Annotated in this window: 28 protein-coding genes, 3 tRNA genes and 1 pseudogene; 8 read left to right on the top strand and 24 right to left on the bottom strand. The window is 71.0% G+C overall.

Going from position 1 to position 25,936, the window contains the following annotated elements; genetic code table 11:
- Positions 1–109 precede the first annotated feature (109 nt).
- From OG510_RS14865 to OG510_RS14900, 8 genes are all read right to left on the bottom strand, one after another.
- The gene (locus tag OG510_RS14865) at positions 110–1,165 is read right to left on the bottom strand and encodes a UDP-N-acetylmuramate dehydrogenase (protein WP_406137263.1); all 1,056 of its coding nucleotides are present in this window, start codon (positions 1,163–1,165) and stop codon (positions 110–112) included.
- Between the two features lie 136 nt (positions 1,166–1,301).
- Entirely contained in the window at positions 1,302–2,738 is a 1,437-nt protein-coding gene (locus OG510_RS14870) for an MFS transporter (RefSeq protein WP_406137265.1), read from the bottom strand.
- 127 nt (positions 2,739–2,865) lie between these two features.
- Positions 2,866–3,423, bottom strand: coding sequence for a TetR/AcrR family transcriptional regulator (locus OG510_RS14875; protein WP_406137266.1), 558 nt, complete (start codon positions 3,421–3,423; stop codon positions 2,866–2,868).
- 170 nt (positions 3,424–3,593) lie between these two features.
- Positions 3,594–4,031, bottom strand: a complete 438-nt coding sequence (locus OG510_RS14880) for a MaoC family dehydratase (RefSeq protein ID WP_406142399.1) — start codon at positions 4,029–4,031, stop codon at positions 3,594–3,596.
- Positions 4,032–4,033: 2 nt separating this feature from the next.
- On the bottom strand, positions 4,034–4,486 hold the full coding sequence (locus OG510_RS14885; RefSeq protein WP_406137268.1) for a MaoC family dehydratase N-terminal domain-containing protein: 453 nt from the start codon (positions 4,484–4,486) through the stop codon (positions 4,034–4,036).
- 151 nt (positions 4,487–4,637) lie between these two features.
- Positions 4,638–4,802: a 50S ribosomal protein L33 gene (rpmG, locus tag OG510_RS14890; RefSeq protein ID WP_003956487.1), complete on the bottom strand. Its 165-nt coding sequence runs from the start codon at positions 4,800–4,802 to the stop codon at positions 4,638–4,640.
- Positions 4,803–4,887: 85 nt separating this feature from the next.
- Positions 4,888–4,960, bottom strand: a tRNA-Met gene (locus tag OG510_RS14895).
- Positions 4,961–5,004: 44 nt separating this feature from the next.
- Positions 5,005–5,077 (bottom strand) — tRNA-Thr (locus tag OG510_RS14900).
- A gap of 295 nt (positions 5,078–5,372) precedes the next feature.
- On the opposite strand from OG510_RS14900, the gene OG510_RS14905 reads away from it, so the two are divergent.
- The 3 genes from OG510_RS14905 to OG510_RS14915 all read left to right on the top strand — a co-directional run bounded on the left by OG510_RS14905 (position 5,373) and on the right by OG510_RS14915 (position 7,930).
- A complete protein-coding gene (locus OG510_RS14905; protein WP_406137269.1) occupies positions 5,373–6,629 on the top strand; it encodes an amidohydrolase family protein in 1,257 nt (418 codons plus the stop codon).
- 111 nt (positions 6,630–6,740) lie between these two features.
- On the top strand, positions 6,741–7,397 hold the full coding sequence (locus OG510_RS14910; protein ID WP_406137271.1) for an SDR family oxidoreductase: 657 nt from the start codon (positions 6,741–6,743) through the stop codon (positions 7,395–7,397).
- Complete coding sequence (locus OG510_RS14915) at positions 7,397–7,930, top strand: GyrI-like domain-containing protein (RefSeq protein ID WP_406137273.1); 534 nt, start codon at positions 7,397–7,399, stop codon at positions 7,928–7,930. Before OG510_RS14910 ends, OG510_RS14915 begins: the two co-directional genes overlap by 1 nt.
- A gap of 118 nt (positions 7,931–8,048) precedes the next feature.
- Here the strand turns inward: OG510_RS14915 and OG510_RS14920 are convergent.
- Positions 8,049–8,130: transfer RNA gene (locus tag OG510_RS14920), tRNA-Tyr, on the bottom strand.
- Between the two features lie 200 nt (positions 8,131–8,330).
- Here OG510_RS14920 and OG510_RS14925 point away from each other — a divergent pair.
- The 3 genes and pseudogenes from OG510_RS14925 (at position 8,331) to OG510_RS14935 (ending at position 9,885) form a co-directional block, all read left to right on the top strand.
- The gene (locus tag OG510_RS14925) at positions 8,331–8,819 is read left to right on the top strand and encodes a YajQ family cyclic di-GMP-binding protein (RefSeq protein WP_385029290.1); all 489 of its coding nucleotides are present in this window, start codon (positions 8,331–8,333) and stop codon (positions 8,817–8,819) included.
- A gap of 281 nt (positions 8,820–9,100) precedes the next feature.
- Positions 9,101–9,232: pseudogene (locus OG510_RS14930) on the top strand (helix-turn-helix domain-containing protein); the annotation flags it as partial.
- Positions 9,233–9,312: 80 nt separating this feature from the next.
- The gene (locus tag OG510_RS14935; protein ID WP_406137275.1) at positions 9,313–9,885 is read left to right on the top strand and encodes a hypothetical protein; all 573 of its coding nucleotides are present in this window, start codon (positions 9,313–9,315) and stop codon (positions 9,883–9,885) included.
- A 119-nt stretch (positions 9,886–10,004) separates the two neighbouring features.
- On the opposite strand, the gene OG510_RS14940 is transcribed toward OG510_RS14935, so the two are convergent.
- Positions 10,005–11,438 (bottom strand): MFS transporter, encoded by a 1,434-nt coding sequence (locus tag OG510_RS14940; protein ID WP_406137276.1) that lies wholly within the window; start codon positions 11,436–11,438, stop codon positions 10,005–10,007.
- Between the two features lie 267 nt (positions 11,439–11,705).
- Here OG510_RS14940 and OG510_RS14945 point away from each other — a divergent pair, with 267 nt between their 5' ends.
- The gene (locus OG510_RS14945) at positions 11,706–12,233 is read left to right on the top strand and encodes a methylated-DNA--[protein]-cysteine S-methyltransferase (RefSeq protein WP_406137278.1); all 528 of its coding nucleotides are present in this window, start codon (positions 11,706–11,708) and stop codon (positions 12,231–12,233) included.
- 43 nt (positions 12,234–12,276) lie between these two features.
- On the top strand, positions 12,277–12,981 hold the full coding sequence (locus OG510_RS14950; RefSeq protein WP_406137280.1) for an alpha-ketoglutarate-dependent dioxygenase AlkB family protein: 705 nt from the start codon (positions 12,277–12,279) through the stop codon (positions 12,979–12,981).
- Positions 12,982–12,997: 16 nt separating this feature from the next.
- Here OG510_RS14950 and OG510_RS14955 read toward each other — a convergent pair whose 3' ends face one another.
- The 14 genes from OG510_RS14955 to OG510_RS15020 form a co-directional block, all read right to left on the bottom strand.
- Entirely contained in the window at positions 12,998–13,270 is a 273-nt protein-coding gene (locus OG510_RS14955) for a GlsB/YeaQ/YmgE family stress response membrane protein (RefSeq protein WP_406137281.1), read from the bottom strand.
- Positions 13,271–13,432: 162 nt separating this feature from the next.
- The gene (locus OG510_RS14960) at positions 13,433–13,825 is read right to left on the bottom strand and encodes a YccF domain-containing protein (protein WP_406137282.1); all 393 of its coding nucleotides are present in this window, start codon (positions 13,823–13,825) and stop codon (positions 13,433–13,435) included.
- Positions 13,822–14,685: a zinc metalloprotease HtpX gene (htpX, locus tag OG510_RS14965; protein WP_164266180.1), complete on the bottom strand. Its 864-nt coding sequence runs from the start codon at positions 14,683–14,685 to the stop codon at positions 13,822–13,824. Before htpX ends, OG510_RS14960 begins: the two co-directional genes overlap by 4 nt.
- Before the next feature lie 161 nt (positions 14,686–14,846).
- Positions 14,847–15,305, bottom strand: a complete 459-nt coding sequence (locus tag OG510_RS14970; protein ID WP_406137284.1) for an MscL family protein — start codon at positions 15,303–15,305, stop codon at positions 14,847–14,849.
- Between the two features lie 169 nt (positions 15,306–15,474).
- Positions 15,475–17,007, bottom strand: coding sequence for an NADH-quinone oxidoreductase subunit N (locus OG510_RS14975; RefSeq protein ID WP_406137286.1), 1,533 nt, complete (start codon positions 17,005–17,007; stop codon positions 15,475–15,477).
- Positions 17,004–18,707: a NuoM family protein gene (locus OG510_RS14980; RefSeq protein ID WP_406142400.1), complete on the bottom strand. Its 1,704-nt coding sequence runs from the start codon at positions 18,705–18,707 to the stop codon at positions 17,004–17,006. Before OG510_RS14980 ends, OG510_RS14975 begins: the two co-directional genes overlap by 4 nt.
- Before the next feature lie 27 nt (positions 18,708–18,734).
- Positions 18,735–20,735 carry an NADH-quinone oxidoreductase subunit L gene (locus OG510_RS14985; protein ID WP_406137287.1) on the bottom strand — a complete coding sequence of 667 codons (2,001 nt, stop codon included), beginning with the start codon at positions 20,733–20,735 and terminating at the stop codon, positions 18,735–18,737.
- Entirely contained in the window at positions 20,732–21,157 is a 426-nt protein-coding gene (gene nuoK / locus OG510_RS14990; protein ID WP_406137289.1) for an NADH-quinone oxidoreductase subunit NuoK, read from the bottom strand. Before nuoK ends, OG510_RS14985 begins: the two co-directional genes overlap by 4 nt.
- Positions 21,157–21,837 carry an NADH-quinone oxidoreductase subunit J gene (locus OG510_RS14995; protein WP_406137290.1) on the bottom strand — a complete coding sequence of 227 codons (681 nt, stop codon included), beginning with the start codon at positions 21,835–21,837 and terminating at the stop codon, positions 21,157–21,159. The genes nuoK and OG510_RS14995 overlap by 1 nt, the downstream gene beginning before the upstream one ends.
- A complete protein-coding gene (locus OG510_RS15000; RefSeq protein WP_406137291.1) occupies positions 21,834–22,448 on the bottom strand; it encodes a NuoI/complex I 23 kDa subunit family protein in 615 nt (204 codons plus the stop codon). The genes OG510_RS14995 and OG510_RS15000 overlap by 4 nt, the downstream gene beginning before the upstream one ends.
- Entirely contained in the window at positions 22,448–23,416 is a 969-nt protein-coding gene (locus tag OG510_RS15005; RefSeq protein ID WP_406137293.1) for an NADH-quinone oxidoreductase subunit H, read from the bottom strand. Before OG510_RS15005 ends, OG510_RS15000 begins: the two co-directional genes overlap by 1 nt.
- Positions 23,413–24,564 carry an NADH-quinone oxidoreductase subunit C gene (locus tag OG510_RS15010; RefSeq protein ID WP_406137294.1) on the bottom strand — a complete coding sequence of 384 codons (1,152 nt, stop codon included), beginning with the start codon at positions 24,562–24,564 and terminating at the stop codon, positions 23,413–23,415. Before OG510_RS15010 ends, OG510_RS15005 begins: the two co-directional genes overlap by 4 nt.
- Positions 24,561–25,196 carry an NADH-quinone oxidoreductase subunit B gene (locus tag OG510_RS15015; protein ID WP_406137296.1) on the bottom strand — a complete coding sequence of 212 codons (636 nt, stop codon included), beginning with the start codon at positions 25,194–25,196 and terminating at the stop codon, positions 24,561–24,563. Before OG510_RS15015 ends, OG510_RS15010 begins: the two co-directional genes overlap by 4 nt.
- A complete protein-coding gene (locus OG510_RS15020; protein WP_406142401.1) occupies positions 25,187–25,582 on the bottom strand; it encodes an NADH-quinone oxidoreductase subunit A in 396 nt (131 codons plus the stop codon). The genes OG510_RS15015 and OG510_RS15020 overlap by 10 nt, the downstream gene beginning before the upstream one ends.
- Between the last annotated feature and the right edge of the window lie 354 nt (positions 25,583–25,936).

Consider the following 25,936-nt stretch of genomic DNA (forward strand, 5'->3'; position numbering starts at 1 on the left):
CGCCCGCCATCACAGGCCGACGCAAGCAGTCACGGGCCGACGCCCGTCGTTACAGGCCGGCGCCCGCCATCACAGGCCGACGCAAGCAGTCACGGGCCGACGCCCGTCGTCACAGGCTGACGCCGACCGTCACCGGCTCGTTGACCAGGGTGACGCCGAACGCCTCGTGGACTCCGGCCACGACCTCGCGGGCGAGTGCGAGCAGGTCGTCGGTGGTGGCCAGGCCCCGGTTGGTGAGGGCCAGGGTGTGCTTGGTGGAGATTCGGGCCGGGCCCGTGCCGTATCCCTTGGTGAAGCCGGCCTTGTCGATGAGCCAGGCCGCCGATGTCTTGGTCAGCCCCTCCCCCGCCGGGAACGCGGGCGCCGCCGCCTCCGCGCCGAGCCGCTCCCGTACCCGCGCGCGGAACGCCGCGAACTGCGCGTCGTCGAGGATCGGGTTGGTGAAGAACGAGCCGGCCGACCAGGTGTCGTGGTCGTCGGCGTCCAGGACCATGCCCTTGCCCGCGCGCAGCTTGAGTACGGTCTCCCGGACCGTCGCCGCCGGCACCCGGTCGCCCGCCTCGACGCCGAGGACGCGGGCCGTCTCGGGATACTTCACGGGCGCCGAGAGACCGCCGGCGTCCTCCAGCTCGAAACGGACCCGGAGCACCAGATAGCGGTCGGGTTCGGCCTTGAAGCGACTGTGCCGGTACGAGAACCGGCACTCGGCGTTCGAGAGGGTGACCGTCTCGCCCGTGGTCCGGTCGTACGCGACGACCTCGGTGAGGGTCGACGAGACCTCCTGGCCGTACGCCCCGACGTTCTGGATCGGGGTGGCGCCGGCGGATCCGGGGATCCCGGCGAGGCACTCGATGCCCGCGAGTCCGGCCTCGACGGTACGGGCCACCGCGTCGCTCCAGACCTCACCGGCCGCGAGTTCGAGCGCGGTGCCGGAGAGCGCGAATCCGCGGGTCGCGATCCGCAGGGCGGTGCCGGCGAACCCCTTGTCGCCGATGACCAGGTTGGAGCCGCCGCCGATGACGAGCAGCGGGGTGCCGTTCGCGTCGGCCTCCCGGACGGCCGCGATCACTTCGGCGTCGGTCTCCGCCGTGACCAGGCGGGCCGCGGGGCCGCCGAGACGGAAGGTGGTCAGGGGGGCGAGTGGGGCTTCAAGGAGTTCCTGCACGGGCCAAGCGTACGAGAACGGCCCCACCGGACGGGCGGGGCCGTTCCCGTACGTTCCCGTACGTTCCCGTACGTTGCCTTCCGTTCGCTTCCGTTTCCTTACGTTCCCTTGCGGAAGGCCGTCCCCGTACGGCCGCTCAGGCGGCGGCCGTCTCGCGGTCCGCCCCGGCCGCCGGCGCCGGGTCGGCGGGCACCGGCGTGCCGCGCCGCGGGATCAGCAGGGCGACGAGCGCGGCGACCGCGACCGCGGCGGCGCCGATCCACAGCGCGGGGACGGTGCCGTCGGTGAAGGCGCGGGGCGACTCGTACCCGCCGTGGGCGGCGAACACCGCGCCCAGGACCGCGATACCGAGCGCGCCGCCGACCTCGCGCAGCGCGTTGTTCGCGCCGGAGGCGATGCCCTGTTCGGAGGGGCGGACGCTGGACATGACCACGCTGGACGCGGGGGCGAAGTAGAGCGCCATCCCGGCTCCGCCGAGCACCAGGGCCGGGAGCATCGTCGGGTACGACACGTCGGGGCCGATGAGCAGGGCGAAGAGCGCGAGCCCGGCGGCCTGGAGGGCGAGGCCGGCGGCGACGACGGGCCGGCCGCCGATCCGGTCCGAGAGGATCCCCGCGAACGGCGCGATGATCAGCGGCATCCCGGTCCAGGGCAGCATCCGCAGCCCGGCCTGGGTGGGCGAGTAGCCGAGGACGCCCTGGAAGAACTGGCTCAGCAGGAATATCGAGCCGAACATCCCGAGGAACATCAGCAGGGACGCCCCGTTGATGCCGGCGAAGGCGCGGTTGCGGAAGAGCCGCATGGGGAGCATGGCGCGGTCGTCGCGGAAGCCGTGGTGGACGAATGCGGCCAGCAGTGCGGCCCCGGCGATGAGGCCGGTGAGGATCGGGGCGCTGGACCAGCCGTCCGTCTGGCCGTTGACGAGGGCGTAGACGACACCGAAGAGGCCGCCGCTGACCAGGAGGGTGCCGGGGATGTCGAGCCGGGCGCCGGGCCCGCGGGACTCGGCGAGGCGCAGTCGGGCGAGCGGGAGCAGCAGAAGGCCGATGGGCACGTTCAGCCAGAAGATCCACTGCCAGGACAGGTGCTCGGTGAGGGCGCCGCCGATGAGCGGACCGCTGGCCACGGCGAGGCCGGTGACGGCGCTGAAGATCCCGAGGGCCGCACCCCGGCGCGCGGCGGGTACGGCCGCGGTGAGCAGGGTCAGGGTGAGCGGCATCATGATCGCGGCGCCGACACCCTGCACGGCGCGGGCGGCGATGAGCGGGGCGACCCCCGAGGCGAGGGCGGCAGCGGCCGAGGCACCGGTGAAGACCGTGAGGCCGGCGACGAAGAGCCTGCGCCGGCCGAACCGGTCACCGAGTGCGGCACCGAACATGAGCAGGACGGCGAAGGTGAGCGTGTAGGCGTTGACCGTCCACTGAAGGTCCTCCAGCGCACCGCCGAGATCCGCGCGGATCGAGGGCAGCGCCGTGGTGACGACGAGGTTGTCGAGAGCCGCCATGAATCCGGCGACGCTGGTGATGATCAGGGCCCAGGTGGCGCCTCCGCGCCGGGCCGTGTGCTCGTTCACTGCTCCCCCTGCTGTCGGTTGGGTTCTGGTTCGACCGGCTGCTGTCTGTTCGGTTCGACCAGTTACTTAGTAATTGATGACTAACTTTCGTGCCCATGAGCAAGCCAGGCGCACCCCCGGCAGCCGCTCACTTGCCGGGCTGCGCCGAGTCGTAGAAGCCGGTCCACACCCGGTGCTCAGGGGCGAAGCCCAGCGAGACCAGCGTGTTGACCAGCATTCCGTACGCCAGGAACGTCGTCGTCTCGTCGACGTCCGCGCCCAGGGCCAGATGGACCGCGTCGTACAGCCGCATCCACATGGCACGCACCGCCTGCCCGAACTCCATGTCCCCCGACGCCGCCGCGGACGCCACCGCGACATAGACCTGCATCTGCATCAGGAGCTTGTCCGGGTCGTCGGCGATGAGCGACTGGTACGCCCGCGCCATGGCGTGGAGGGCCTCTTCGCCCCGCAGCCCCTCGGCCGCCACCTCGAAGACCGCCGTGGTGTCCGCGACGCAGCGCTCGGCCGCCGCGAGGAAGATGGCCTCCTTGTTCGGGAAGAGGCGGAAGAGATACGGCTGGGAGACCCCCACCCGCTTGGCGATCACCTCGGTGGAGGTGCCGTGATAGCCGCCGCGGGCGAATTCGATCATCGCCGCGCGGATGACGCTCTCACGCCGCTCCTCTGCGCTCATCCTGACCATGCCAGTAAGTTAGTGGTCAATTACTAACCAAGTCAAGGGGTGCACGAGGAGGCGTACGAGCACGCGGGCCCCTCCGTTATCCGCTCGGGTACGGACACCGGTAGCCGTCCGGGTACGGACAAGGGGCGCCCGCCTGCGCGAACGCCCCCTGCCGACATAACCGCACCACCTCAGGCGAGGCGCACCACCGCGCGGGACATGCCCAGCACCTTCTTGCCGTCGCTCATCGCGGTGAGGTCCACCCGCACCGTCCGGTCCTCCGGCTCGCCCACGACGGCCGCGACCTTGGCGCTGACCTCGATCAGCGCCCCGTCGGAGTCGTTCGGGACGATCACCGGCTTGGTGAACCTGACGCCGTACTCCACGACCGCGCCCGGGTCGCCGACCCAGTCGGTCACCACCCGGATCGCCTCGGCCATGGTGAACATCCCGTGCGCGATGACGTCGGGGAGCCCGACCTCCAGGGCGAACTTCTCGTTCCAGTGGATCGGGTTGAAGTCGCCGGACGCGCCCGCGTACTGCACCAGCGTCGCCCGTGACACCGGGAAGGACCGCGCCGGCAGCTCCGTGCCGACCTCGACGCTCTCGTAGGAGATCTTCGCTGCCACCGTCATGCCTCCCCGGCCGCGCGCGCGACCAGCTTCGTCCACGCCGTCGCGACATGCTCGCCGGACTCCTCGTGGACCTCACCGCGGATATCAATGATGTCGTTCCCGGCAAGGGACTTGATCGCCTCGATCGTCGAGGTGACCGTCAGCCGGTCCCCCGCCCTGACCGGGCGCCGGTAGGCGAACTTCTGATCACCGTGCACCACGCGCGTATAGTCGAGGCCCAGCTGCGGGTCCTGCACGACAACGCCCGCGGCATTGAAGGTGATCGAAAAGACGAACGTCGGCGGAGCGATGACATCGGCGTGCCCGAGCGCTTTCGCGGCTTCGGTATCCGTGTACGCGGGATTCGGGTCGCCCACCGCTTCGGCGAACTCGCGGATCTTCTCCCGGCCCACCTCGTACGGCGCGGAGGGCGGATAGGTCCGCCCCACGAAGGACTGGTCGAGCGCCATGGCTCACTACCTCCTGGTGGAGTGCCGGGAATCGGAAAGAATCACAATAACCGCGAGTAACCGCAGAAATGACGCGAGGCCGCCCCCACTATGGGGACGACCTCGCGCCTGTGCCTGTGAAGAGCTGTGCTGGTGGAAAGAACAGCCTGCGTCAGCGGGTTTCGCGGTGTGCGGTGTGCGAGTTGCAGCGCGGGCAGTGCTTCTTCATCTCAAGACGGTCCGGGTTGTTACGCCGGTTCTTCTTGGTGATGTAGTTCCGCTCCTTGCACTCCACGCAGGCCAGCGTGATCTTCGGGCGGACGTCGGTGGCAGCCACGTGAGTGCTCCTTGGACGGATGGACGGATGAACGCATAAAAGAGTAGCCGATCGAAGGACCGAGCCCACCATCGGCTACCGTGTGTAGCGGTGACCGGACTTGAACCGGTGACACAGCGATTATGAGCCGCTTGCTCTACCGACTGAGCTACACCGCTTTGCTACGGAATCCCTCACCCGAAGGTGAGGGCTCCCGCACCAGAGCCCCAATACGGAATCGAACCGTAGACCTTCTCCTTACCATGGAGACGCTCTACCGACTGAGCTATTGGGGCGAGCGATGAAGACATTACACGGTCCTCCGCCGTCGCCCAAATCCTTATGAAGACCCCTCTCCGCCCCTCTCGCCGCCCCGCACTCGCGCCCCCTCGCCCGGGCTCCCACCAGCCCCTCCTGCCGCCGTTCGGCCCACACCACCCATCGGCCACAGGAGTCACTCCCGGTACGACTAATCCGCCCCTCCTCGAAGCGGGAGCCGCCTTCCCCATAGGCTCGCTTCACGCTGCGTGACGTCGTACGTCATGCCCGGCCCAGCACCCGGTCACGCCCGGCCCAGTACCCAGGAGCGCGATGCCCGACAGCCAGCCGCGGCCTCCCGAAGGAGCCACCGCAGACACCACCGCGCTCCTGCTCCGCGGGGCCCGCCTGGCCGACGGACGCACGGTGGACGTCAGCGTCAGCGGCGGACGCATCGAAGCCGTCGGCACCGCCGGCAGCCTCACCGCGCCCGGCTCCCGCGCCGCGGCCGCATCGCGCATCGAGCTCGACGGCTATCTGCTGCTTCCCGCCCCGGCCGAACCCCACGCCCACAGCGACACCGCGCTGACCGCCGACGCCGGCCCAGGCCCCGCCACCACAGGCCCGGCCCCCGACGTCCAGCGGCGCGCCACCGAAGCCGCCCTGCTCCAGCTCGGGCACGGCGCCACCGCCCTGCGCTCGCACATCCGCATCGGCGACGTCCAGGGCCTCGGCGCGATGGAGGCCGTGCTCCAGGCCCGGCGGTCGCTGCGCGGGCTCACCGACCTCACCACCGTCGCCGTGCCCCGGCTGCTCACCGGCGTCGCCGGCGCCGACGGGCTCGCCATGCTGCGCGACGCCGTGAAGATGGGCGCCACCGTCGTCGGCGGCTGCCCGGACCTCGACCCCGATCCGACCGGATACACCGAGGCCGTACTCGAAGTCGCCGCCGAGCACGGCTGCGCCGTCGATCTGCACACCGAGGGTGACGACCCGGCCAGGCTCGCCCGGCTCGCCGCCATGTCCGGCGGACTGCGCCCCGGCGTCGCCATCGGCCCCTGCGGCGGGCTCTCCCTGCTCCCGCACGACACGGCCGCCCGCGCCGCCGGCCGGCTCGCCGCCGCGGGCGTCACCGTCATCTGCCAGCCCCAGGGCGGCTGCGGCGGTGTCGAGAGCCGCGGGACCGCGCCGGTACGGCTGCTGCGCTCGGCCGGGGTGCGCGTCGCCGCGGGCAGCGGCGCGCTGCGCGACCTGGCGAACCCGGTCGGCCGCGGAGACCCTCTGGAGGCCGCGTATCTGCTGGCGTCGCAGAGCGGTCTGCGGCCCGACGACGCGTACAGCGCGGTCAGTTCGGCCCCGCGCGACGCCATGGGCCTGCCCGAGGTGCGGGTGGAGGCGGGCTTCCCCGCCGAGCTGCTCGCGGTGCGCGGGGAGCAGCTCTCCGGGGTGCTGTCCCTCGCGTACAGCAGGATCGTCATCCACCGCGGCCGGGTCGTCGCGCGGACCAACGCGGTACGCGAGTACTGCGACTCGACCGCCCCCGGCGCGCTCGAACTGCCGCGGCAGGGACGGGTCGACCCCGGCCCCTGAGCGCCGCGCCCGCCCGGTGCCCGGGCCCGGCGCCGCACCTCCGGGGGATCTTCCCCGCCGGCCACGGGCATTCCTGAGCGAGTGCGGCCGCCGGAGCGTACCGTCGGAAACATGCGCATTGTCATCGCAGGTGGACACGGTCAGATCGCGCTGCGGCTGGAGCGGCTGCTCGCCGCGCGCGGTGACGAGGTCGCGGGCATCATCCGCGCAGCGGGACAGGCCGACGACCTGAGATCCGCGGGTGCCGAGCCGGTCGTCCTCGACCTGGAATCGGCCACCGTGGACCAGGTCGCCCAGGCCCTGTCGGGCGCCGACGCGGTGGTCTTCGCGGCGGGTGCGGGCCCCGGCAGCACCGTCGAACGCAAGGACAGCGTGGACCGGGACGCGGCGGTGAAACTCGCCGACGCCGCAGAAAAGGCCGGTGTACGCCGCTACCTCATGGTCTCGGCCATGGGCGCCGACACCACTCACAAGGGCGACGAGGTCTTCGACGTCTACCTCCGCGCCAAGGGCGCTGCGGACGCCGCCGTACGGGACCGCAGGACCCTCGACTGGACGGTGCTGCGCCCCGGCTCGCTGACCGACGACGCGGGCACCGGACAGGTGCGCCTGGAGGCCAGGACCGGCCGCGGGCGGGTCCCCCGCGACGACGTGGCCGCGGTGCTCGCCGAGCTGATCGAGACCCCGGCGACCGCGGGCCTGACCCTGGAGCTGATCGGCGGGTCGGTGCCGGTTTCGGTCGCCGTGAAGGATGTGGCGGGCAACTGATGCAGAACCCACCGGTGGTTGTCGAGCGGGCGGCGCAGCCGTACGCGGCGATCAGGGAGGCCGTCACCATGGACACGTTCCCGGTGGTCGCCGACCGGCTGGCGGAGGTGTTCGACTGGCTCGCCCAGCACGGGACCGAGCCCGCGGGGGCGCCCTTCTTCCGGTACGGCGTCATCGACGTGGAGCGCGGTATGGAGGTCGAGGCGGGCGTGCCGGTGGCGGGTCCACCGCAGGGCGCGGGCGGTGAGGCGGCCGCCGACGCGGGCGAGGTCTTCACCGGCACCCTGCCTGCCGGCCGGTATCTGACGGTCACCCATATCGGGCATCCTGACGAGCTGTTGGGAGTCACCGCCGGCCTGCTGGAATGGGCCGCGGCGCGCGGTATGGAGTGGGACATGGTGAAGGCCGACGTGGTCGAGGAGTGGGGCTGCCGGCTGGAGATCTACAAGACGGATCCGCGGGAGGAGCCGGACAGGTCCAAGTGGGAGACGGAGCTGGCGTTCCGGCTCGCGGACCCCGGCCCGCAGCGGTAGCGCCCGCCGCAGGAGCGGCCCGTGGCGGCGGCGATGCCCTCGGGCGGCCGGAGAGCCGGACAGCCCCGGAAAACCAGAAAGCCTCTGACCAGAAATGCTGGTCAGAGGCTGATTCCAGTGGCGGCGCCAGGGTTCGAACCTGGGTAGGCTGAGCCGGCAGATTTACAGTCTGCTCCCTTTGGCCACTCGGGCACACCGCCTGGGATGTGTCGCTGCGGAACCGCTGTGCTGCGGACTCCGTGGCAACGACGTAAACGATACCTGATGACACGGGGTGCTTCGCCACCCGATTGACCGGGGACGGTCGGGGGCGGCCCCGGTGCAGCCCTTAGGCTTGCGCGCAACAGGCCGGGACACCGGTCGTACCCCTCACCACACCCGATACAAGGAGCCACAGGACATGGCCGACTCCAGTTTCGACATCGTCTCGAAGGTCGAGCGGCAAGAGGTCGACAACGCCCTCAACCAGGCCGCCAAGGAGATCTCGCAGCGTTACGACTTCAAGAACGTCGGCGCCTCCATCGACTGGTCGGGCGAGAAGATCCTGATGCAGGCGAACACCGAGGAGCGGGTCACCGCGATCCTCGACGTCTTCCAGACCAAGCTGATCAAGCGCGGGATCTCGCTCAAGGCGCTGGACGCGGGCGAGCCGCAGCTGTCCGGCAAGGAGTACAAGATCTTCGCCTCCATCGAGGAGGGCATCTCGCAGGACAACGCCAAGAAGGTCGCGAAGGTCATCCGCGACGAGGGCCCCAAGGGCGTCAAGGCGCAGGTCCAGGGCGATGAACTGCGGGTCAGCTCCAAGAGCCGGGACGACCTGCAGGCGGTGCAGGCGCTGGTGAAGGGCAAGGACTTCGACTTCGCGCTGCAGTTCGTGAACTACCGGTAAGCAGGGCGGGCCCGGCCCGTACGCGACGCCGCCGGGCCGGTCTCACGGAGCACGGCGGGGCACATCGCCGGGGCCGCCTCGACGGCGGCCCGCGTTGTGTCCTCCCCGTCGGGCCACTGCGTCTTCGGGTCACAGTGCGGGGTCGTGCCGAGCGGGGCCGGCGGCCGGCGATCGCCGTGGTCGACTGGGGAGTTCGGGCGTGGCACGGTGGGTGGGTGTATCCATCTTCTGCGCTGGGTGAGTTCCTGCGGTCCCGTCGGGCTCGGCTGCGGCCGGAGGAAGTGGGGTTGCCCGGCGGCGTGAAGCGGCGCCGGGTGGCCGGGCTGCGGCGGGAGGAGTTGGCGCCGCTGGCCGGGGTGAGCGTGGGGTACTACATCCGGCTGGAGCAGGGCCAGGCACCGAACGTGTCCGACGAGGTTCTGCACGCCCTCGCCCGTGCGCTGCGGCTGGACGACGAGGAGCGCCGCCACCTGAACCGGCTGGCCCGGATCTCATGCACGCGCGCGGCGAGGCGAAGCCCGAGGAGCTGCGTTCAGGCGTCCGGCGCATGGTCGAGGCGCTCACCGACGTACCGGCCATCGCGGTCGGCCGACGGGCGGACATCCTCGCCTGGAATCCGCTCGCGCACGCGCTGATCGCACCGCACTGGCCGTACGAGCCGTCGGGGCGGCGGCCCAACTTCGCCCGCCTGGACTTCCTGGAGCCGGACTTCGCCCGCCGGCTGTATCCCGACTGGGAGGCCAAAGCCCGTGACGACATCGCGTATCTGCAGGTGTCGGTGGGCAAGTTCCCCGGGGACGAGGGATTGATGGCGCTGATCGGCGAACTGAGGGAACTCAGCGGCGAGTTCCGCCGGATGTGGGCCGAGCACCCGGTCAGTAACTGTGCGAGCGTCAGCCGCGTGTACCGGCACCCGGAGGTCGGCGACATGGAGCTGACCACCGAGCTGCTGCGCACCCCGGACGACGAAGGCCAGGCCGTGACGCTCTTCCAGGCACCGGCGGGCTCGGTCTCCCAGGAACGGCTGGGGCGGCTGGCCGAGCTGGTGAGTACCACCGCCGGATAGCGCCGGATCCTGTCACCGACCCGCGGCCTCCTGCCCGGTGCCGCCCCCCTTCGGCCGAGGGGGCGGCACCGGGCAGGAGGCCGGGCAGGCGGCCATGCGCCACCGGGCGGGTAGGCGGCTCAGGCAGCCATGACGTGCTCCCGGCGCCCGACCTTGCTGTTGCGCAGCAGTACCCGGCCCGCGAACGCGCCGGCGAGTGCGACCGCGCCGGCCACGAGGAAGGCGGTGTGCAGCCCGCCCAGGGTGGCCAGTGTCCCGGTGGTGGTCGGCGCCAGCGTCTCGGTGCGGGCGGCGACGATGGCGCTGAGTCCGGCGACGCCGATGGCGCCGACGAAGGTGGGCATCTGCGCCAGGCTCCCGGCGATGCCCTGGTCGGTCTCGTCCAGGCCGGAGGTGATGGTGGTGATGACGGCCACCACGGTCAGCACGTGCCCGAAGCCCATCGCCGCCGAAGTGCCCAGCAGGAGGGCGAGTTGGCCGGAGGCGGGGAGCAGCACCATCGCCGCGGTGCCCACAGCCTGCACCGTCAGGCCGATGGTCAGGGCGGTGGTGGCGCCCCGGGCGCTGATCAGCCGGGCGGTGATGGTGCCGGCGGCCAGGGCGGCGACGCCCTCGGCCGTGAAGCCCAGGCCGGTCTGGAGCGCGTTCCAGCCGACGACCTGCTGCATGTAGATGCTCAGCAGCAGCGTCGCCCCACCGCACATGCCGAAGGTGACCAGGCCGATGGTCATGCCCCACTTCACCGTCGTACGGCGCAGCAGCCGCAGTGGCACCAGCGGCGCCCGGTGCCGCGCCTCGACCGCGAGGAAGCCGGCGAGCAGGACGGCCGAGCCGCCCAGCGCGGCCAGAGTCGGCCAACTGGTCCAGCCGGCATCGCCGCCGGTGGTGATTCCGTAGACGAGGGTGAACAGGCCGCCGCTGGCCAGGATCGCGCCGGGGATGTCGAGCCTGGCACGGCGGTTCTCACGTCGTTCCCGGACCACGGTGAGGCCGCCGAGGAGGACGAGCAGGCCGATGCCGACGAGGATGAGCATCGTCCAGCGCCAGTTCGGTCCGCTGGTGACGAGCCCACCGCCGATGGTGCCGATCACGAAACCCAGTGACAGCAGTGCGCCGTTGACGCCCAGCGCCCGGGTGCGCTGCGGTCCTTCGGGGAACGCCGAGGTCATCAGGGCCAGCGCGGTCGGGCCGATTGCCGCCGCCGCGATCCCCTGCCCGGCCCGGGCGGCGACCAGCAGGCCGGGTCCTGCGGCCAGCCCGGCCAGGAGCGAGAAGCCGGCGAAGGCCGCCACCCCGGCGAGGAACAGCCGCCGCCGGCCGGTCAGGTCGGACAGCCGCCCGAACAGCGGCATCAGTGCGGCGGTGGGCAGCAGGCAGGCGGTGACCACCCACTGCAGGGCGGCGGGGGTGGCGAAGCCGAGGTCCCGGCCGATCTCCGGCAGTGCCACGGTGATGATCGAGTAGTCGAGGCCGGTCATGAAGGTGGCGCCGCACAGGGTGAGCAGGACCAGCCACCCGCGAGTGCCGAGCGATCGTTGCGTTGCGTCTGTCATGCCGATCACGATGCGATGCTGCGCCCGGCCCAACCAGCGCCCTGGTGAAGGTACCTCTGTGAGGTGCAGGCAGAACGCCGAACGCCGGGGCTCTTCAAGGGATGCGCGTGCGTGGCGTGTGGCGCGGCGTCCGACATGGCGTGTGGCGTGGCATGTGACGCGGCATGTGGCGTCCGAAATCCGCCGGTCCGGACGGTTCGGGTGCCGCAGACTCGTAGGTGTCCCGGTGGAACGGCCGTCGGGGCGCTGCGAGGAAGGGAGCGACCGATGACGGTCTGCGCAACGGTCTGGGCAACGGCTGGCAGCCCGCTCGGTGAGCTGCTGCTGGTGGGTGAGGAATCGGCGGAGGCGCGGGGCGGTGTGGCGCTGGTCTCGCTGTCGGTGCCGGGCCAGAAGGGCGGGGTGACCGTCGAGGACGCCGCCGGGGCGGGGTGGCGCCGGGATCCGGCTGCGTTCGCCTGGATCACCGAGCAGCTGCGGGCCTATTTCGCCGGTGAGTCGACCCGGATCGAGATCGACTACGCGAGAGGTGGAACCGACTTCCAGCAGCGGGTGTGGGCCGAGCTGGACAGCCTCCCGTACGGCAGCACCGTCTCGTACGGGGAGCTCGCGGGGCGCATCGGACTGTCGGGCGCCGGAGTGCGCGCCGTGGGTACCGCGATCGGGCGTAATCCCCTGCTGGTCGTACGGCCGTGTCACCGGGTGATCGGGGCCGACGGGGCGCTGCGCGGTTACGCGGGCGGGCTGGAGCGCAAGCAGTGGCTGCTGGGTCTTGAGGGGGCGCCGGCATCGTGACGGCGCACGGTGGGTGCCGGGGCCACGGGGCGGGTGCGGCCGTATGACCGGGCTGTTTCCGCGGGACCGGGTGGAGGTCGCGCCCGGAGCCGTCCATGTGCCGGAGTGGCTGTCGGTGGAGCGCCAGCGGGAGCTGGTCGCCGCGTGCCGGGAGTGGGCGCGGGGGCCTGTGCCGCTGCGGCACACGCGGTTGCCGGGCGGTGGCGTGATGTCCGTACGGACGGTGTGTCTGGGGTGGCACTGGCAGCCGTACCGGTATGCGCGTACCGCGGACGATGTGAATGGCGCGCGGGTGGCGGAATTCCCCGGCTGGCTGGCGGAGTTGGGGCGCTCGGCGGTGACGGAGGCGTACGGGGGCGACGGGGGTTCCGGGGACGGGGGCGCCGGCGCGGTGTACGCGCCCGATGCGGCGCTGGTGAACTTCTACGACGGTGACGCGCGGATGGGGATGCACCAGGACAAGGAGGAGCGGTGCGCTGCTCCGGTGGTGTCACTGAGCCTCGGTGATACGTGCGTCTTCCGCTTCGGGAACCCGGAGGGGCGGGGGCGGCCCTCTACCGATGTGCGGCTGGCGTCGGGGGATCTGTTTGTCTTCGGAGGACCTTCGCGGTTCGCGTACCACGGTGTCCCGAAGGTCCTTCCGGAGACGGCTGATCCGGCGGTGGGGCTGCTGGGCGGGCGGTTGAACATCACGCTGCGCGAGACGGGGCTCGGGGCCGGCCGGCGGGCCGCGGATGATCAGCGCTGACGGCTGGCGTGCGCGGTCAGCGGCGTGACCTGGAGTTGCCGAAGAGCAGCCGGTAGACGATCAGCAGGACCAGGGCGCCCGCGATGGCGGAGATCCAGGTCGCGCCGTCGTAGAAGTGCTTCGACACCGGGTGGTGGAAGAAGTGGGAGGCGCCCCATCCGCCGACGAAGGCTCCCACGATTCCTATGAGGATGGTGCCGACGATGCCCCCGGGGTCACGGCCGGGGAGCAGGATCTTGGCGATGGTCCCTGCGAGCAGTCCGAGGATGATCCAACTGATAATTCCCATGAGCAGAGCCTGCCTTACGTTCGGTGTCTTAAACAGGGACGCCGAGGCGGCTTGGCTGGTTGCGTAGCTGGTCGTGGTGGTGACCGGTCCGCGTGGGTGGTGAGATGCGGGCGGTGGCGAGCGGTTGTCCCGTGCGGATCGGCGGGCGGCTCGGCTTCAGGCTCAGCGGGCCGCGAAGGGCTGGTCCGTCGGGACGATCTCCTTGCCCAGGGGCATCAGGGACACCGGGATCAGCTTGAAGTTCGCGATGCCGAGGGGGATGCCGATGATCGTGACGCACAGGGCGATGCCGGTGAAGATGTGGCCGAGTGCGAGCCACCAGCCGGCGAGGACCAGCCACAGGACGTTGCCCACGCAGGAGGGGGCTCCGGCGTCGGAGCGGTCCACCGCCATGTAGCCGAAGGGCCAGAGCGCGTAGACACCGATACGGAACGCGGCGATCCCGAAGGGGATGCCGATGATGGTGATGCAGAGCAGCGCGCCCGCGAGAACGTAGCCGAGGAACATCCAGAAGCCGCAGAGGATGAGCCAGATGACGTTGAGGATGGTCTTCATGAGCGGGGGCCTGCCATCTGTTCGAGTCGGGTGATGCGCTCCGCCATGGGCGGGTGTGTGGAGAACATCTTGGACAGTCCCTGGCCGGGACGGAAAGGGTTCGCGATCATCATGTGGCTCGCGGTCTCGATCCGGGGCTCGGGCGGCAGCGGCAGCTGCTTCGTACCGGCGTCGAGCTTGCGCAGCGCGCCTGCGAGGGCGAGCGGGTCGCCGGTGAGCTGGGCGCCCGACGCGTCGGCCTCGTACTCGCGTGAGCGGCTGACGGCCAGTTGGATGAGGGACGCGGCCAGCGGGCCCAGGATCATGATCAGCAGCATACCGATGAGGCCGGGGCCCTCGTCGTCGTCGGAGCGGCCCACGGGGATGAGCCAGGCGAAGTTGACGAGGAACATGACGACGGAGGCCAGGGCGCCGGCGACGGATGAGATCAGGATGTCGCGGTTGTAGACATGGCTGAGCTCATGGCCGAGGACCCCGCGCAGTTCGCGTTCGTCGAGGATCTGGAGGATGCCTTCGGTGCAGCAGACCGCGGCGTTGCGCGGGTTGCGCCCGGTGGCGAAAGCGTTCGGCGCCTGGGTCGGCGAGATGTAGAGCCGGGGCATGGGCTGGCGGGCCGCGGTGGAGAGCTCGCGGACGATGCGGTAGAGCGCCGGGGCCTCGAATTCGCTGACGGGCCTGGCCCGCATGGCGCGCAGGGCGAGCTTGTCGCTGTTCCAGTAGGCGTACGCGTTGGTGCCGAGGGCGACGACGAGCGCGACGATCAGGCCCGTACGGCCGAAGAAGCTGCCGATGACGATGAGGAGGGCTGACAGCCCCCCGAGGAGGACGGCGGTCCTCAGCCCGTTGTGCCGGCGGTGCACGGTACGCCCTCCAAATCGTGCGGCAGGGGAACCTTCGCTCAGTGAGTCAGTCCACTGTCCTCAGTCCACTGTCCAGTGGACCCTCCCTCACTGGTCAACGCCAGGCGAGGGAGGCTAGTTCCCTTGTGCGCGCGGCCCGTGGTGTGCGCCGTACGGGTGGGTCAGCCCTGTGCGGGGACCTTCGCCAGTTCCAGGGCCTCGGGTACGGGCTCGATCTGGCTGGTGCAGTGGGCGCAGCGGGAGGCGATCGCCGGGATCTCGGTGTAGCAGTACGGGCAGTCGCGCAGGGCCGCCTTGATGTCGACGGGCTTGTCGGCGGTGAAGCGGTCCTGGATCTTGGCCAGCGGGACGACGACGCAGAAGTAGAGGACCGCGGCGGTCACGAGGAAGGCGACGCCGGCGTTGATGAGGAGGCCGTAGCGGAAGTGCGCGCCGTCGACGGTGAACTCGGCCTTGCTGAAGTCGCCCATGGCGGAGCTGGTGGCGAGGCCGATGAGGGGGGTGATGAAGGCGCTGCTGAGTGCGGTGACGACTGCCGTGAAGGCGGACCCCACGGCGAGGCCGATGGCCAGTGAGATGACGTTCCCGCGGAGGATGAAGTCTTTGAACCCGCTCAGCACTGCTTGCTCCTTGTTCGGTGGTCCCTGCGTACAGCTCCTGGGCGGGCCGTGGGGCGGTGGCTCTCCGGCGCTGTTCTCCGGCGCTGTTCTCCGGCGTGGTGCCTGTGCCCCGGAGTGTGCGCCGGGGCGCCGTCCGTGGTGTGCGCCCGGCGGAAGACCGTAGCAAAACTCAGAAGAGGCTGCCGGACGCGAAGTGCAGGACCAGCTGGGGGGCGACGGAGAGCACGGCTCCCGCGGCGGCGGCGAGGGCGATGGTGAGGGTGAGCGGGACGGGAATGCGGGGCCCTGTGCGGGTTTCGCCGGTCGTGGATCCGGTGGCGGCCGCGGGGGTGGCGGCCGCGGCCGTTTCCTGGGGTGTGCGGAACAGCACAGCTGTCCAGCGGAGGTAGTAGTACAGGGCGATGGCGACGTTGACGGCCATGACGGCGGCCAGCCAGCCGAGGCCCGCGTCGACCGCGCTCTGGAAGACGGTGACTTTGGCGAACAGGCCGATGATCCCCGGGGGCAGCCCGGCCAGGCAGAGCAGGAAGAAGGCGAGCGCGAGGGCGGTGAGCGGCCGCCTGGCGTAGAGCCCGCGGTGGTCGGTGAGGCGGCTGCCTGGGCGGGAGCGGGCGACGAGGGCCACGGTGGCGAATGCGCCGAGGTTCACGACGGCGTACATGAGGGCGTACGCGACGGTCGAGCCGATCTCGCGGTCCGAGGTGTATCCGGCTGCGGCGATCGGCACCAGGAGGTACCCGGCCTGGCCGATGGAGGACCAGGCCAGCAGCCGTACGGCGCTGTGGGCGCGGGTGGCCCGCTGGCGCAGGGCTGCCGTGTTGCCGACGGTCATGGTGAGCGCGGCGAGTACGGCGATGGCCGGGCCCCAGATGTCGGAGTACCCGGGGAAGGCGACGACGGTCACGAGGATCAGCCCGGAGAAGCCGACGGCCTTGCCGATGACGGAGAGGTAGGCGGCGATGGGCAGGGGCGCGCCGGTGTAGGTGTCGGGGACCCAGAAGTGGAAGGGCGCGGCGGCCGTCTTGAACGCGAAGCCGACGAGGGTGAGGACGACTCCGGCCTCGGCGAGGGTGTTGAGCTGCGGGTCGACCTGGGCGGTGGCGATGCGGCCGAGATGCAGGGTGCCGGTGGCCGCGTAGACGAAGCTGACGCCGAGCAGGGTGACGGCGGTCGCGGTGACCGAGGAGAGGAAGAACTTGAGGGCCGCTTCGGAGGAGAGGCGGTTGCCGCGCTTGAGGCCGACGAGGGCGAAGGCGGGCAGCGAGGCCACTTCGAGGGCGACGACGAGGGTGGCGAGGTCCCGTGAGGCGGGCAGCAGCGTGGCTCCGGAGGCGGAGGCCAGGAGCAGGAACCAGTACTCGCCCGCGGGGAGCCGGTCGCCGCCGGTCTCGCTCATCGAGAGCAGCGCGGTGAGCAGGGCGCCGCCGAGTACGAGCAGCTGGATGGCGAGGGTGAAGTGGTCCGCGGTGTAGCTGCAGGCCCCGTGGTCGGTGGTGAGGCAGAAGGTGGAGCGGTTGCCGTGGCGCAGCGGCAGGAGCATGAGGACGGCGGCGGCGAGTCCGGCGACGGCGCCCCAGCCGATGAGCTGCTTGCGGTGGTCGGGCACGAAGAGGTCGGCGACAAGGACGATCAGCGCGGTCGCGGCGACGATGACGGGCGGCGCGATCGCGAGCCAGTCGACGGACTGGACGAGGGAGCTCATGCCTTGCCTCCTGCGAGGAGCTTCTGCACGGCCGGGTCGGTGAGGCCGAGGAGGGCGGCGGGCCACAGGCCGGCGAGGACGGTGAGGACGACGAGCGGGCTCCAGGTGGCCAGCTCGTAACCCTGGAGGTCCTGGACGTCCTGGATGCCTGTGGCGGTCGCGGGGGCGGGGGCGCGGGGTGCTTCCGGTGTCTGCGGGGGCGCGGGTGACTCGGGCGCTTCGGGTGCCGCGTGCGCCTCACGTGACTTGGGTGATTCGTGCGTCTTACGTGCCCCGGGTGACGCGTGCGCCTCGGGTGTCGTCTGCGGTGTGCTGCCCATGCAGACGCGGCGTACGACGAGGAGGAGGTACGCGGCCGTGAGCAGCGTGCCGAGGGCGGCGAGCGACATGAAGGTGAGGAAGGCGGGGCGGCTGAGTCCCCGGGCCGGGTCGAAGGCGCCGAACATGGTGAGCATCTCGCCCCAGAACCCGGCCAGCCCCGGCAGGCCGAGCGAGGCGACCGCGGCGAAGGCGACGAGGCCGCCGAGCCGGGGGGCGCGGCCGTAGAGCGCTGCGCCGGTGGCTCCGGCGAGCGTGTCGAGGTCGGCGGTGCCGTACCGGTCCTTCAGCGCGCCGACGAGGAAGAAGAGCAGTCCGGTGATGAGGCCGTGGGCGATGTTGGCGAAGAGCGCGCCGTTGACACCGGTGGGGGTCATCGACGCGATGCCGAGGAGTACGAAGCCCATGTGGCCGACGGACGAGTAGGCGATGAGCCGCTTGAGGTCGCCCCTGTTGCCGCGCCGGACCAGCGAGAGGCAGGCGAGCGATCCGTAGATGATGCCGGCGACGGCGAAGGCCGCGAGGTAGGGGGCGAAGGTGTGCATGCCCTCGGGGGCGATGGGCAGGGCGATGCGGACGAATCCGTACGTGCCCATCTTGAGCATGACTCCCGCGAGGAGCACCGAGCCCGCGGTGGGTGCGGCGGTGTGGGCGTCGGGGAGCCAGCTGTGCAGGGGCCACATCGGGGTCTTCACGGCGAGGCCGGCGGCGATGGCGAGGACCGCGATGACCTGGGTGGTGTGGGTGAGGCCGCGGCCGTTGTCAGTGGCGAGTGCCACCATGTCGAGTGTGCCGCTTTTCACGCCGATGAGGAGGAGGCCGAGCAGCATGACGACGGAGCCGAGCACGGTGTAGAGGATGAACTTCCAGGCGGCGGCGGTGCGTTCGGCGCCGCCCCAGCGGGCGATGAGGAAGTACATCGGGATGAGGACCATCTCGAAGGCCAGGAAGAAGAGCACCAGGTCGAGGGCGGCGAAGGTGGCGAGCGTCCCCGATTCGAGGAGGAGGACGAGCGCGACGAACGCCTTGGGGGACGGGCCCGGGGGGAGCTTGAAGCAGGAGTAGAGCGCGCAGAGGAAGGTCAGCAGCGCGGTCAGTACGAGAAGGGGGAGCGAGATGCCGTCGGTGCCGAGGTGGATGCGGACGTGGAGCGCCGGGATCCAGCTGATGTCGGTGGTGGCCTGCATCGTCGACGGGTGGTCACGGTCGAAGCCGAGCGCGAGGACGATCGCGGCGATGAGCACGGTGCCGGTGACGATCACTCCGTGGCGGAGTACGGCCTGCTGGGGTGACCTGCCCCGCAGCCCGGGCGGTGCGGGCAGCAGCGCGGCGACGGCACCGATGACCGGCGCGGCGATGATGAACGCCAGGAGGAACTGCATCACGGATGCGCTGATATCGGTCACGGCTCACGATCCGGCGTAGGCGTTGGCAAGGGCGACGGCGGCGATCACCAGGACGACGGATCCGGCGAGCAGGGCGCTGAGGTAGGTCTGCAGATTGCCGGTCTGGGCCCGGCGGAACGCGGCCCCCAGCAGACGGGGCAGGGCGCTCGCACCGCGTACGTAGGTGTCGATGACCTCGCGGTCCAGGAAGCGGACCAGTTGGGCAGCGGCGAGCACGGGGCGTACGAACGCGGCGGTGTAGAGGGCGTCCAGGTGGAAGCCGGTCACCGCGTGGCGGTGGAGCGGGCCGAGGAGCAGCCTGCCGGGGTCGAGCGGGTCGGGGGCCGAGGCGATGCTGCCGTAGACCGACCGGTGGGTCGCGATGGCCTCGGCCTCGACGGTGCCGGGGTCCGCGTCCGGGTGGGCTGTGACGGCGCCGATGGGGGGCTGTTGGGCCATGGCTGTGGTGTGGCGCCAGGTGCCGTAGGTGACGAGGCCGCCGACGAGGGCGACACCGGTGCCGAGGACGGAGGTGGTGAGGGTCGGGGTGAGGCTGTTGCCGTCGAACCAGCCGGTGAGGCGGCCCGCGGTGAGACCGAAGCCGATGGTGGGGATGGCGAGGAGCCAGAGCACACCGTTCATGGCGAGGGGCTGCTTGCCGTGGTCGGGGGCTTCGCTGCCCTTGCCGCGGAAGGCGAGGAGCCAGAGCCGGGTGGCGTAGGCGGCGGTCAGCAGGGCGGTGACAAGTCCTGCGATCAGCACGGTCCAGCCGGCGCCCGCGGGGGCGATGACGCTGTTGCCGAGGGCGGTGTTCTCCGCGGCGCCGAGGACGGATTCCTTGGAGAAGAATCCGGCGAAGGGCGGGATCGCCGCGAGGGCGAGCAGGGCGATGGTCATCGTCCAGAAGGCGTCGGGAACGCGCTTCGGCAGGTTGTCCATACGGCTCATCGCGGCCAGCGAGTTGGTGCCCGCGGCGTGGATGACGACACCGGCGCCGAGGAAGAGGAGTGCTTTGAACGCGCCGTGCGAGAGGAGGTGGAAGACGGCGGCACCGCGGTCGCCGGCGGCCAGGGCGCCCGACATATAGCCGAGTTGCCCGATGGTCGAGTAGGCGAGGACGCGTTTGATGTCGTCCTGCGCGAGGGCGGCGAGTGCCGATCCGATCATGGTGACGGCGGCCATGACGGCGAGGACGGTCATGGCGGCCGCGGATGCCGCGAAGACCGGCAGCAGCCGGGCCACGAAGTAGATCCCGGCGGCGACCATGGTGGCCGCGTGGATCAGGGCGGAGACGGGGGTGGGGCCTGCCATCGCGTCGGGCAGCCAGGTGTGCAGCGGGAACTGCGCGGACTTCCCGGCGACGCCCGCGAGCAGCAGCAGCGCGACGAGGGTGGGGTGGTGGAGTCCGCCGTCGGAGACGGTGCGCAGGATGCCGGTGATGCGGAACGTTCCGGCGTCGGTGGCGAGCGCGAACAGGCCGATCAGGAAGGGGACATCACCGAGTTTGGTGACCAGGAAGGCTTTGAGGGAGGCGGAGCGGGCCTCGGGTGTCTCCCAGTAGTGGCCGACGAGGAAGTACGAGCAGATGCCCATGACCTCCCAGCCGACGAGCAGCACCATCAGGTCGCCGGAGTAGACGACGAGCAGCATCGCGGCGGTGAAGAGCGAGACGATCGCCGCGTACGAGGGGTAGCGCGGGTCGTCGCGCAGATAGGCGGTCGAGTAGATCTGCACGCATGCGGCGACGGTCACGACCAGGACGGCGACGAGGGCGGCGAAGCCGTCGATGTGCAGGGACAGGTCGATGGGGACGGAGCCGGTGGGGGTGAGCCGGGTGGCCGCGTCGATGGCCTGGCCGCCGCTCTGCCGGACGGCCACGGTGATCGCCAGTGCGGCCGCGACGAGTGTCGGGAGGATGGCGAGCGGGCGGACGAATCCGGGCGCGATACGGCCGAGCAGGAGTCCGGCCACGGCCCCGATGAAGGGGACGAGGGGAACGAGGACGGCGAGGGTCGTCGTGGTCACGCGGCAGCCTCTGCCTTCTCCTCGCGGTCTTCGGGTCCGTCGGGTCCGTCGGGGTTGCCCTGGCTGTCCAGGTCGTGCCCGTCATGCGGGTCGTGCGGGTCGTCGTCCGGGTTCGGGGGTTCGGCGGTGTCGCGGAGCTTGTCGATGTCCGTCGTACCCCGGTTCCGGTGGACAGCGAGGACGATCGCCAGGCCGATACCGATCTCAGCTGCGGCGATGGCGATCGTGAAGAGGGTCAGGGCCTGCCCGGAGTGGAGCTTGTCGCGCAGCCAGACGTCGAAGGCGACGAGGTTGAGGTTGACGGCGTTGAGCATCAGCTCGACGGACATCAGGATCAGGATGACGTTGCGGCGGGCGAGGACTCCGTACAGCCCGGTGCAGAAGAGGAGGGCCGCGAGCACGGCCGGATAGACGAGGTGCATCAGCGCTGCTCCCCGCTCTGCCCGGCGGGGCTGGTCCCGGTGGGGCTGGTCCCGGCGGGGCTGGTCCCGGCGGGGCTGGTCCCGGCGGGGCTGGTCCCGGCGGGGCTGTTCGCTGCCGCGCTGTTCCTGCGGGACAGGACGATCGCCCCGACCAGGGCGGCCAGCAGGAGGACGGAGAGCGCCTCGAAGGGCAGTACCCAGTTACGGAAGAGGACCTGGCCGGAGACCTTGGTGGAGCCCTGGACGGGGCCGTGGAGGTTGATCCAGGTCGTGCGGAACGCGTCGACGACCACCCAGACGAGTGCGGCGGCCGCGGCGACGGCCACCGCGAGTGCCACCCAGCGGTTCTCCGAATCGGCGTCCGGGGAGCGGCCGATGGGAGCCTTGGTGAGCATCAGCCCGAAGAGCAGGAGGACGACGACGGAGCCGACGTAGATCAGCACCTGCACCCAGGCGATGAACTCGGCCGTCAGCAGCAGGTATTCGACGGCCAGACCGCCGAGCGCCACGATCAGCCAGAGCGCGGCGTGCACCAGCTGCTTGGTGGTGACGGTGATGACCGCCGCGCCGAAGGTGGCGATCCCTACAAGGAGGAACGCGATCTCGACGCCGGTCGGGGACAGGAACCCGGGGTGGGCTGCGGCGGCTGCCACGGCAACCGAGTCTGCTGCGTGGCTCACGCCTCCCCCTCCTGCTCCGGCTGCTCCGGCGGCCGTTCCTGCTGCTCCGGCTGCCCCTGCTGGGCCGCCTGTTCCTGCTCGGCCTGCTCGGCGGCTTCGAGTTTGTCCGCCGCCTTGCGTGCGGCGGCGACCTCCTTGGGCTCTTCGGCCGCCGGGTCGAGCGCGGGCGGCGCGGGCACCGTCCACATCCACTCGCGGAGCTTGTCGCGCTCGTGGGTGAGTTCGTGGATGTCCGTTTCCGCGTACTCGAACTCAGGTGACCAGAAGAGCGCATCGAACGGGCACACCTCGATGCAGATACCGCAGTACATGCAGAGGGCGAAGTCGATCGCGAAACGGTCGAGGACATTGCGGCTGCGCTCGCGCCCGCCCGGCGCGGCGGCCGGGAGCGTCTCCTTGTGGGAGTCGATGTAGATGCACCAGTCGGGGCACTCGCGGGCGCAGAGCATGCAGACGGTGCAGTTCTCCTCGAACAGCCCGATGACACCGCGGGAGCGGGGCGGGAGTTCGGGCTGGACGTCCGGGTACTGCGCGGTGACCGTCTTCCTGGTCATGGTGCGGAGCGTCACGGCCAGGCCCTTGGCCAGACCCGAGCCGGGAACGGGGGGCATCAGCTGATCGCCACCTTCACAATGCCGGTGAGCGCGATCTGCGCGAGGGCGAGCGGGATGAGTACGGTCCAGGCCAGCTTCTGGAGCTGGTCCTCACGGAGCCGCGGATAGGTCACACGGAGCCAGATCACACCGAAGGCCAGGACGCCCGTCTTGAGGAGCATCCAGACCCAGCCGAGTCCGTCGCTCCCCCAGGGGCCGTGCCAGCCGCCGAGGAAGAGCACAGCGGTGAGTCCGCAGAGGATCACGATGCCCGCGTACTCGGCGAGCAGGAAGAGCGCGAAGCGCAGGCCCGTGTACTCGGTGTAAGCGCCGAAGATGATCTCCGAGTCGGCGACGGGCATGTCGAAGGGCGGGCGCTGGAGTTCGGCCAGTCCCGCCGTGAAGAAGACCAGGCCGCCGACGATCTGCCACGGGATCCACCACCACGCGAACGCGTCCAGGATGCCGGGCAGCGAGACCGTGCCGGCCGCCATCGCGACGGAGGCCGCGGTGAGCAGCATCGGCAGTTCGTAGGCGAGGAGTTGCGCGGCGGTACGGAGTCCGCCGAGCAGCGAGAACTTGTTGGCCGATGCCCAGCCCGCCATGAGCGAGCCGAGCACGCCGACGCCCATCACGGCCAGCACGAAGAAGATCCCCGCGTCGACGACCTGGCCGACGGCGCCCTCGCCGGGCCCGATCGGAATGGCCAGCAGGACGAGGAGGTACGGGAGCAGGGCGACGGCGGGGGCGAGCTGGAAGACCCGCCGGTCGGCGTCGGCCGGGACGACGTCTTCCTTCTGCGCGAACTTCACTCCGTCGGCGACGAGCTGGGCCCAGCCGTGGAATCCGCCCGCGTACATGGGGCCGAGGCGGCCCTGCATATGGGCCATGACCTTGTGCTCGGCCTGCCCCACGAGCAGCGGGAGGACGAGGAAGGCGACAAAGACGATGACCAGCCGGATGGCGACGTCGAGTACGTCGTTCACGCGGTATCGCCTCCGTCGGGGGTATCGGGACCGGTGCCCGAGCCGGTGTCGGTACTGGTCCCCGAGCCGGTGTCGGGCTCGGCGCCTTTTTCGGTTTCCGGCTCGGTGGTGGGGGCGGGGGCCGGGGCGTTGTCTGCACCCTCGCCCGTTCCCTCGCCCGTTCCCTCACCGGTGGGCGGTTTCTGTGGCTGTTCGAAGGCGGGGCGGGCGTTGCGCCAGGGTGCGTCGTCGCTGCCCGCCGGGGCGGGTGAGGCCGCCGGGGGTGCCGCGCTGTCGGCCGCCCGCTGGGATGTTGACCCCTCGGACACGCTGCGGCTGCGCCGAGGACCGGCGGGTGTGCTCCCAGTAGCCGTACTCCCGGCGGGTGTGCTCCCGGTGGGAGTGCTCCCGGTGGGTGCCCCCTCGGCGGCAGGTGCCCCCTCGGCGGCAGGTGTCCCCTCGGCCTGGCCCGGTGTCTGGCTCGCTGAGCCCTCGTTCACGCTGCGCGCGCGCCGGGCCGGGCGCTCGCCCGCCGCCCGTGCACCGCGCGCCGGGCGGGCCGGTGCCGGGGGCAGCCGGCCCTTCTGCGGGCCCCACTCGTTGGGGTCGGGTACCCCGGGCGGCAGCATCTGGCGGCGCTTCGCACCACCGGCCCCCGCTCCGTGCCCCGCCGAGGACTCGCCCGGCTCCTTCGCTCCCGGCCATGCCTTCGCGACACGGGCCGCGAGGACGAAGTCCTTGCGCAGCGGGTGCCCTTCGAAGCCCTCGGGGAGCAGGAGCGGCACCAGGTGCGGGTGGTCGGTGAAGGTGACGCCGAACATCTCGTGCGTCTCGCGTTCGTGCCAGCTCGCGCCCGCGTAGAGCTCCACGGCGGACGGCAGGGCCGGTGCGGTGTGCGGGACCGTGGTGCGTACGAGCAGCCGGCGTACCGTACGGCCTTCGATCGCCACGACGTGCGCGCAGACCCGGAAGCCGGTGTCCGGTTCGTCGACGGCGCTCAGCCAGTCGAAGTAGGTGCAGCCGAGCCGGTCCCTGGCGGTCTCCAGGGCGGTGAGCCAGGAGGCGGCGGGTACGTCGACGGTGAGCAGGTCGTAGCTGTGGGCCGCGGTGGCTTCCTCACCGAAGAGTTCGGTGACGGCTTCGGGGAGCCGGTCGTACGGATGCGTCACTGTCCCGCTCCCGGCGCCGGCGGCGGGGTGATGAGGCCGCTGGTCAACTGGGCGGTCGACGGACCGGAGTAGCGCTCGCCGAGCGACTCCCTGGCGATCTTCTCCTGGAGTTTCAGGATGCCCTGCAGGAGTGCTTCGGGGCGCGGCGGGCAGCCGGGTACGTATACGTCGACGGGGATGATCTGGTCGACGCCCTTGGTCACCGAGTACGAGTCCCAGTACGGGCCGCCGCAGTTGGAGCAGGCGCCGAAGGAGATGACGTACTTCGGCTCGGGCATCTGCTCGTACAGCCGCTTGACCGCGGGGGCCATCTTGTCCGTGACCGTGCCGGAGACGATCATCAGGTCGGCCTGGCGGGGGCCGGGCGCGAACGGGATCACGCCGAGCCGGATGAAGTCGTGCCGGGCCATCGAGGCCGCGATGAACTCGATGGCGCAGCAGGCGAGGCCGAAGTTGAAGACCCACAGGCTGTAGCGGCGGCCCCAGTTGAGGACCACCTTCATGGGTTCGGGGGCCAGCCGGGAGAGCACACCGAGCCGTTGCGGGCCGGCGGCTTCCGGCGGCTGCGGAGCAGACACGTGCGGGTCCGGCAGCTGCGGGTCCGGCAGATCGACGGGGTTCGTCACGTCCATTCGAGGACGCCCTTCTTCCATGCGTAGAGCAGTCCCACGGCCAGGAAGCCGAGGAAGATGAACATCTCCACCAGCGTCGCCGCCCCGTATCCGTCGGCCGCGAAGACCGTCGCCCACGGGAAGAGGAAGATCGAGTCCACCGCGAAGATCACGTAGAGGAAGCCGTAGACGTAGTAGCGGACCTGGGTGTGCGCCCAGCCCTCGCCGACGGGGTCGACACCGCACTCGTACGTCAGCAGCTTCTCCGGGGTCGGGACCACGGGCCGCAGCAGGCGCCCGGCGCTGAAGGCCACGGCGACGAAGAGCACACCGACGACCGCGATGACGCCGACGACCGCGTACATGTGGAAGTACCCGGTGTAGCCCGGCCCCGCGGCCTGAGCCATGTGACCCGCCTGAGCCATGTGACCCGCCTGGGCGATGTGCTCCACCTGCGCCATGTGCCCCACGTGACCGGTCTGAGTCAGCCGGCCCGTGTGGCCCGCGGCGAGAACCGCTTGGTCCGTCGCGGCAACGGTCCCTCCCGGCACGTCCCGCCCTCGCTCCCTGCGCCCTTTTCGTCGCCTCGTCCGTCACACTCGCCACGTTCGACGATCCGTACGCACGGGAGTCTAGGCCCTGATAAAGACTCGGTAAGCAGCCGGATCCGGTCCGGCGCCCGGCACCGGCCCCGCCGCACGGCGAGGTGGCGGTGGGGTCGCGGTGGGGCATGGTGGGGTTATCCCTACTTCATCCCACCC

The organism is Streptomyces sp. NBC_01089 (genome assembly GCF_045162975.1).
Taxonomy (GTDB): domain Bacteria; phylum Actinomycetota; class Actinomycetes; order Streptomycetales; family Streptomycetaceae; genus Streptomyces.

Coding starts and splice junctions, on each gene's coding strand:
- OG510_RS14875 (WP_406137266.1), bottom strand. CDS start 3,423: ATGGTCAGGATGAGCGCAGAGGAGCGGCGTGAGAGCGTCATCCGCGCG.
- OG510_RS14885 (WP_406137268.1), bottom strand. CDS start 4,486: ATGGCGCTCGACCAGTCCTTCGTGGGGCGGACCTATCCGCCCTCCGCG.
- OG510_RS14905 (WP_406137269.1), top strand. CDS start 5,373: ATGCCCGACAGCCAGCCGCGGCCTCCCGAAGGAGCCACCGCAGACACC.
- OG510_RS14910 (WP_406137271.1), top strand. CDS start 6,741: ATGCGCATTGTCATCGCAGGTGGACACGGTCAGATCGCGCTGCGGCTG.
- OG510_RS14915 (WP_406137273.1), top strand. CDS start 7,397: ATGCAGAACCCACCGGTGGTTGTCGAGCGGGCGGCGCAGCCGTACGCG.
- OG510_RS14925 (WP_385029290.1), top strand. CDS start 8,331: ATGGCCGACTCCAGTTTCGACATCGTCTCGAAGGTCGAGCGGCAAGAG.
- OG510_RS14935 (WP_406137275.1), top strand. CDS start 9,313: ATGCACGCGCGCGGCGAGGCGAAGCCCGAGGAGCTGCGTTCAGGCGTC.
- OG510_RS14940 (WP_406137276.1), bottom strand. CDS start 11,438: ATGACAGACGCAACGCAACGATCGCTCGGCACTCGCGGGTGGCTGGTC.
- OG510_RS14945 (WP_406137278.1), top strand. CDS start 11,706: ATGACGGTCTGCGCAACGGTCTGGGCAACGGCTGGCAGCCCGCTCGGT.
- OG510_RS14950 (WP_406137280.1), top strand. CDS start 12,277: ATGACCGGGCTGTTTCCGCGGGACCGGGTGGAGGTCGCGCCCGGAGCC.
- OG510_RS14955 (WP_406137281.1), bottom strand. CDS start 13,270: ATGGGAATTATCAGTTGGATCATCCTCGGACTGCTCGCAGGGACCATC.
- OG510_RS14960 (WP_406137282.1), bottom strand. CDS start 13,825: ATGAAGACCATCCTCAACGTCATCTGGCTCATCCTCTGCGGCTTCTGG.
- OG510_RS14975 (WP_406137286.1), bottom strand. CDS start 17,007: ATGAGCTCCCTCGTCCAGTCCGTCGACTGGCTCGCGATCGCGCCGCCC.
- OG510_RS14980 (WP_406142400.1), bottom strand. CDS start 18,707: ATGCAGTTCCTCCTGGCGTTCATCATCGCCGCGCCGGTCATCGGTGCC.
- nuoK (WP_406137289.1), bottom strand. CDS start 21,157: ATGCACCTCGTCTATCCGGCCGTGCTCGCGGCCCTCCTCTTCTGCACC.
- OG510_RS15000 (WP_406137291.1), bottom strand. CDS start 22,448: ATGCCCCCCGTTCCCGGCTCGGGTCTGGCCAAGGGCCTGGCCGTGACG.
- OG510_RS15015 (WP_406137296.1), bottom strand. CDS start 25,196: ATGGACGTGACGAACCCCGTCGATCTGCCGGACCCGCAGCTGCCGGAC.
- OG510_RS15020 (WP_406142401.1), bottom strand. CDS start 25,582: ATGGCTCAGGCCGCGGGGCCGGGCTACACCGGGTACTTCCACATGTAC.